Below are 238 nucleotides of genomic sequence, written 5' to 3' on the forward strand. Positions count from 1 at the left end.
GCGGGCCAACCCCATGGTAGTGCCGTCGCCAGCTCTCAATGATGATGTGTGCCTCCTTCAGCGTGTAGAAGATCTCGCCGTTCAACAGTTCGTCTCGCAGTCGTGCGTTGAAGCTCTCCACGTATCCGTTCTCCCACGGTGAACCAGGTTCGATGTAGACAGTCCGGCTGCCGATCGACCCGATCCAGGCCTGTACAGATTTGGCGATGAACTCCGGACCATTGTCCGAGCGGATGTG

Annotated in this window: 1 protein-coding gene; it reads right to left on the reverse strand. The window is 58.0% G+C overall.

From position 1 onward, the window contains the following. A partial coding sequence (locus MFF40_RS28615) for an integrase core domain-containing protein (RefSeq protein WP_238263208.1) occupies window positions 1–238 on the reverse strand: 238 nt, incomplete at both ends.

This window comes from Methylobacterium mesophilicum, assembly GCF_022179445.1.
Classification (GTDB): Bacteria; Pseudomonadota; Alphaproteobacteria; order Rhizobiales; family Beijerinckiaceae; genus Methylobacterium; species Methylobacterium mesophilicum.